Here is a 4,675-nt window from a genome sequence, read left to right on the forward strand (position 1 = left end):
AATGCGTTTTGCATTTTTACCAAATGCCGAAAATGATCATCTTTTAAACCACTGTATTTTGATCACCAACTGCGGGTGATGAGGCAGGATACGATCAGGTGGGGACGGAGTCTAACCGTGACTTGCTGGGGCGCTTACGATCAGATTTACGGCACGTTTAATTGTTTGAGTGTCATCAGAGGTCTCAGTTATTTTTAAGAAAAAATCTGAGAGCGGAAAAGTATCTTTGAAGCACTGTCCAAATTCTTTCTTATCATCATAGTCGCGATCTAGGAGTTTTTCTGCTTCGTAGCGACTCATTCCTCGTTCAATTAGCTGATTCTTTCTGAACGATTCTTCAGACATAAGTCCGAAAACAAATAGACTGTCGCCATAGATTTTTCTTAAAAATCTAATTTCCTCTGGTCTTTTGAGAGAAGTAATTATATGCGCGCGTCTTTCAACGTATGGCTGTCGGACCTTGGATATTCTTTCCATGCATTTATAAGCGAACCAGTCGTTACTTTTGGCCTCCCTAATGGAATCTCCTTGATCCATTAAGTACAATATTTTCGAGTAAGCACTTGTTTCCTTAGGTTTTCCTGTAGATTCATTTTTTATAAATTCTGTGATTTTGGTTTCAGTGACCGCATAACGAAAGTCGGATTCTAGAATGCTCCTTAGCCTTGCAATAACTTTTTCTTCAGGCGTGCCTACGGCAAATGTCAAAGCAATGATTAGCTCATTATTTTCAAATTCCATCACTGGACCTTTTTGGTTGTGTTCGCAAAGCTGCATTCTCTTCGGAACGTGTCGATAAAAGTTAAAATTTGATATTTCGGTAAATAATCTACCGGTTTTGATCTAGTAGTTTCAACCAGTAGAGACTGAAATTATCAATAATTTCGTGGGTATATCTGCAATACTGTTTGAGACCCACTTTTTCAGTTGGCGGTCTCACCTTCATTCTGAAAGTGCACGCCCTCTGACCAGATTAACGTCCCCAGGCATCTCTTTATCCTTGCCAGTCCATCTGGTCCGGATACGGTGCATGTACGAAAACCCGCGAACCAGGAGCTGCCTAATGACCCAGGAACTTCGCTTTCGCCCTTATTCAGGCCAAGACCTTGACTAGTTCCTGTCGATGTTCGACACCAACTCCCCCAAATTTTTCGCAACCCATGAGCGTGACGCGTTCCTGGAATACCTTCAGAAAGGGCAGTTGCCATATTTCGTCGTAACCAATGACGAGAAATCGGTGCTTGCCTGCGGTGGCTTTGTCATCGAAAAACGTGTTGGGGAATTGGCCTGGGGTATGGTGCGCGAGGATATTCACAGGCAAGGAATCGGACGTTCCTATTCACTAGGCGGCTGGACGCGACCTGGAAGGCCGGAGCCGGTCATCATGGACACCAGCCAGCACCGTCTGGGTTTCTATCAGCGCCTCGGATTTCAGATTCTGAGCGGGAAACCCGATGGATATGGACCGGGGCTAGATAGGTATGATCTTCGCCTTAATCTGGACAGGGCGAGCTACTAGCTGACCGGATGTGAATCTATCGGTGCGAGGCTCACGTGTAATCTTTTTCGCACTATGAGCCGGACTATTACTGGGATCTAACGTCGCGCTTGTATCGGTTGAACACCCTTTTCAAGCTATCGAAATGCTCGATAAACTTTTTTTCTTTATGGCCATTGCTCCCACTGGGATGTGGGAACCCATGAAGGACAAAGTGCTGGGTATCAAGATCGCTATAGTCCCTTATTGCTTCCGAAACTACATCGCCCATTGGCATTATCAAACACGGCTGCTTTATATGGGACAGTCTTTCAAACGTTTGCTCCATCATTGATCTGAGTTTTTCGTGATTCCATGGATAAGGGGAACGACCAGTGTAGTTCTTTCCGTTTCCATAGTACACCGGATCTCTAAGAAGAGATGTTGTATATACAATCCTGTCAAACCTTCTGTCTTCATATAATCCAGGTATCGTGGTGATCTCGAAGAACTTGTTTATTCCAAGCTCTTCGCAATAGCGAAAGATTACCGGTCGCATAGTTCCCTCGAACGCACCAAACCGAGCGTACTCTGCTTCATCAACCGCTTTATGTTGCCTCGCTCCCGGCGTAAGACCCAACAGAACAAGTTTTGTATTTTTGTGTGGCAACGGAGCTTGCTTTTTAAAGCGTACAATTTTGATTTCGGCCATTTAGAAACCGTCTCCATCGGGAAAATATTTGAGCGCCATGTGGAAAACCAAGCACTCTGTGGTTGCTCGTTACGATATCATGGCACTTTCGACTCATCGAGTTTGTACATCAGTAGGCTAGCCAGCATCAAGTGATGGATGCAGCGCTCGGGCGTGATGGAAAGGTTATTGTGCGCCTTTGGATTCCGAATCCCTAGAATTGAGCCTGCGAAGATCCTGGCGTAACCATCCTGTTCGTTTTTACCGTTCTGATTACTTGTGTCGGCGAGTGCAATGATGGGATCGCTAAGAGAGAAGGCGAAAGTCATCAAGCCGGTTCCATCAAGTTCCTTTTGAGTCTTGTCTTTCACAAATGCCTTGACTCGGACGTTGACCTCTTTGAATGCAGCTTCAACGGCATCAGCGTATTCTTTGTTATCGAATCGGCGTTTGGCTTGTGCGACTATAGTAGCGTGCATCATGGCGAAATATGGTTCAGCCGATGGAACCGATGGCTTCTTCAACACAACCAGAAACTGCTCTGGATGCGTTGCAATCGACTCGGGCAATATCTTGAGTTTGTCTTTAATGATCTCGAAAAGGTGATCATGAAGATCGAACTCTTCCTTTGAGTTAGCCGGGACACGCCGAAAACGAGCTAATTTATCCGCAGGAGCGAAGCGCTGAACTTCTTCTTCCACAAAGTGATCACGCAACTGCTCGATTGTAGCATTGATCCATACCCGCAATCGTTCTGATACCGCGTGGACCGACCCTTCGTGAGATAAAGCGTCGAATGCCGCTTCTCGCTCGGCGAGCATCTTCAGCGCGGTTTCCTTAGCATTCGCCATCAGGCAGTCTCCTTCAATGTTTTCAAAGGACTTCAATGTCTATCTTTTCCTCCAGATCGTTTTGAAGATATTGAGCAGCGATCGGAAAGGATAAGCCATCCAATAGGGCCGTGTTCACCGCAGGAACACCCCGCCACGGCAAATTCGTTGGGTTGAGCACCAGATCTTCTCCTTGTTTATCGACAGCGTCATGAGAGCTTCTCCCATACCCACTTCAGAAGAAACCGAGTGTAGTGTGAGAAAGCCCATTTAGGAAAAAAGCGCGACCCAATGGCTAAGATCGTGAAGTCGTTCAGTCAACTGTTCCATGTGCTCTTTTTTTCCGAATTTGACAAGTATGAGTATGGGGGCTTCTCGTTTAACAATTATCAGCTCGTTGCCTTTCACAGACTTCCTCGTATCTTAAGGCTCGTCCAACGCTTCCTGGCTCTTTTGCTTTCTCTTGAAATGCCCCATAAGCATCGCGGTGATGCTGGAAGCAATGCCAGTCACAACGATTGCGGCAGCGGTACCTGGATGGCCAAGGTACAAGGCGTAGAAACCAGCTGACGCCAAAACAAGAGCGATAGTAAGAGCAAACCACTGGCCGCGCTTTCGCACGTTGACCTCTAGTTCAATCTCCTGCCTTCGGGCATCGAGAACCATTTTTTGAGCTTCACGGCTGTATTCCAGCTGCTTCGCTTGGAGTCCCCGTCGATGCTCAGCCTCGGCTGATTTCTGTTCAAAGTAATCGTCCAGGAAACGCTTTGCACTGCCCTGAACGAGCCGCTCGTACTCTTCCAGCACGGCAGGTGGAGGCGTCGGGCCCGTAAAGCCAGTAGCGAGCGTGACCAACTTTCTGGCCTCCGCTTTCAACTCAACCGGGACTGACTCAATGATTCGTTGGGCAGTTGATTCTATATCGTCGCCGGACCTAGTTGTATTTGAAACAGCGCCGACTCTACCGTCATGCGCTTCCGGACCTGCATCATGCGAGTTGCCGTTCACGGTGGGCCTTTACTCGTGTTTAAGATCGTTTCTTGCCGAGGACCTTCCTGGTCGCTTCTGCGGCATCATTAGTTATATTCAGAAGATCCCTGTTAAGGTTGGCTGCGTCAGCATCCAGCCCATCGGATATCTTGATTACAATGTCGACATCAGGTAATTTTGACAGAATTCGAGTATATTTGCGGTAGGAGCCAGCGGTGGGAACGCTGAAAAAATCAAAGGCGCTTCTAAAGCCTTCCCAAAACGCATCGCCGAGCATTTTGGCCTCTGACTCGCTTGGATTAGACTTCAATTTCGTGCTCATAACCGGACCTCCTCGAGTCAATCTACATCATCATGCAAGCCAAATCCAGGCCCCGTACTCTTTTATCATTCGCAACTACTGCAAGTTTATCCCCCATTCTTGATGGGTTGGCCGAACCAATGTCCAACTCTATGCGTGTCGATTTTGCGCGCGGACTTCATAATGGGGTTATTAACTGTCAGACGATGGCCTCACGTTTCCTAGCGAACCACAGCGTCAGCGGAAGAATGACAAGAGCGACAAATGCTGAACCCCACAATATCCAATCAACAACGAAGTCATACTCGTCGAACGCAAATACCTTGATCAGGATTCCTACAAAATGGACAAACACTGAAGCCGGAAGGCCATACCGGAGGTAGGCG

7 protein-coding genes are annotated in these 4,675 nt (G+C 47.2%); 1 reads left to right on the forward strand and 6 read right to left on the reverse strand.

All coding sequences use genetic code 11. From position 1 onward, the window contains the following. Positions 1-111: 111 nt before the first annotated feature. Entirely contained in the window at positions 112-741 is a 630-nt protein-coding gene (locus VE954_RS32380) for a hypothetical protein (RefSeq protein ID WP_324960824.1), read from the reverse strand. Between the two features lie 460 nt (positions 742-1,201). Between VE954_RS32380 and VE954_RS32385 the strand changes: the two genes are divergently transcribed. Beyond that, a complete protein-coding gene (locus VE954_RS32385) occupies positions 1,202-1,519 on the forward strand; it encodes a GNAT family N-acetyltransferase (protein WP_324960826.1) in 318 nt (105 codons plus the stop codon). Between the two features lie 67 nt (positions 1,520-1,586). Here the strand turns inward: VE954_RS32385 and VE954_RS32390 are convergent, their stop codons facing one another. The 5 genes from VE954_RS32390 to VE954_RS32410 all read right to left on the reverse strand — a co-directional run. After that, a complete protein-coding gene (locus VE954_RS32390) occupies positions 1,587-2,189 on the reverse strand; it encodes a hypothetical protein (protein WP_324960828.1) in 603 nt (200 codons plus the stop codon). Positions 2,190-2,266: 77 nt separating this feature from the next. Further along, positions 2,267-3,019: a TIGR02391 family protein gene (locus tag VE954_RS32395; RefSeq protein WP_324960830.1), complete on the reverse strand. Its 753-nt coding sequence runs from the start codon at positions 3,017-3,019 to the stop codon at positions 2,267-2,269. Positions 3,020-3,421: 402 nt separating this feature from the next. Then, positions 3,422-4,006, reverse strand: a complete 585-nt coding sequence (locus tag VE954_RS32400) for a DUF2335 domain-containing protein (protein ID WP_324960832.1) — start codon at positions 4,004-4,006, stop codon at positions 3,422-3,424. 19 nt (positions 4,007-4,025) lie between these two features. Continuing rightward, complete coding sequence (locus VE954_RS32405; protein WP_324960834.1) at positions 4,026-4,310, reverse strand: hypothetical protein; 285 nt, start codon at positions 4,308-4,310, stop codon at positions 4,026-4,028. Between the two features lie 178 nt (positions 4,311-4,488). After that, positions 4,489-4,675, reverse strand: a 187-nt coding sequence (locus VE954_RS32410; protein ID WP_324960836.1) for a hypothetical protein, incomplete at its 5' end; no start/stop codon positions are given.

Source organism: Oligoflexus sp. (genome assembly GCF_035638955.1).
GTDB lineage: Bacteria > Bdellovibrionota_B > Oligoflexia > Oligoflexales > Oligoflexaceae > Oligoflexus.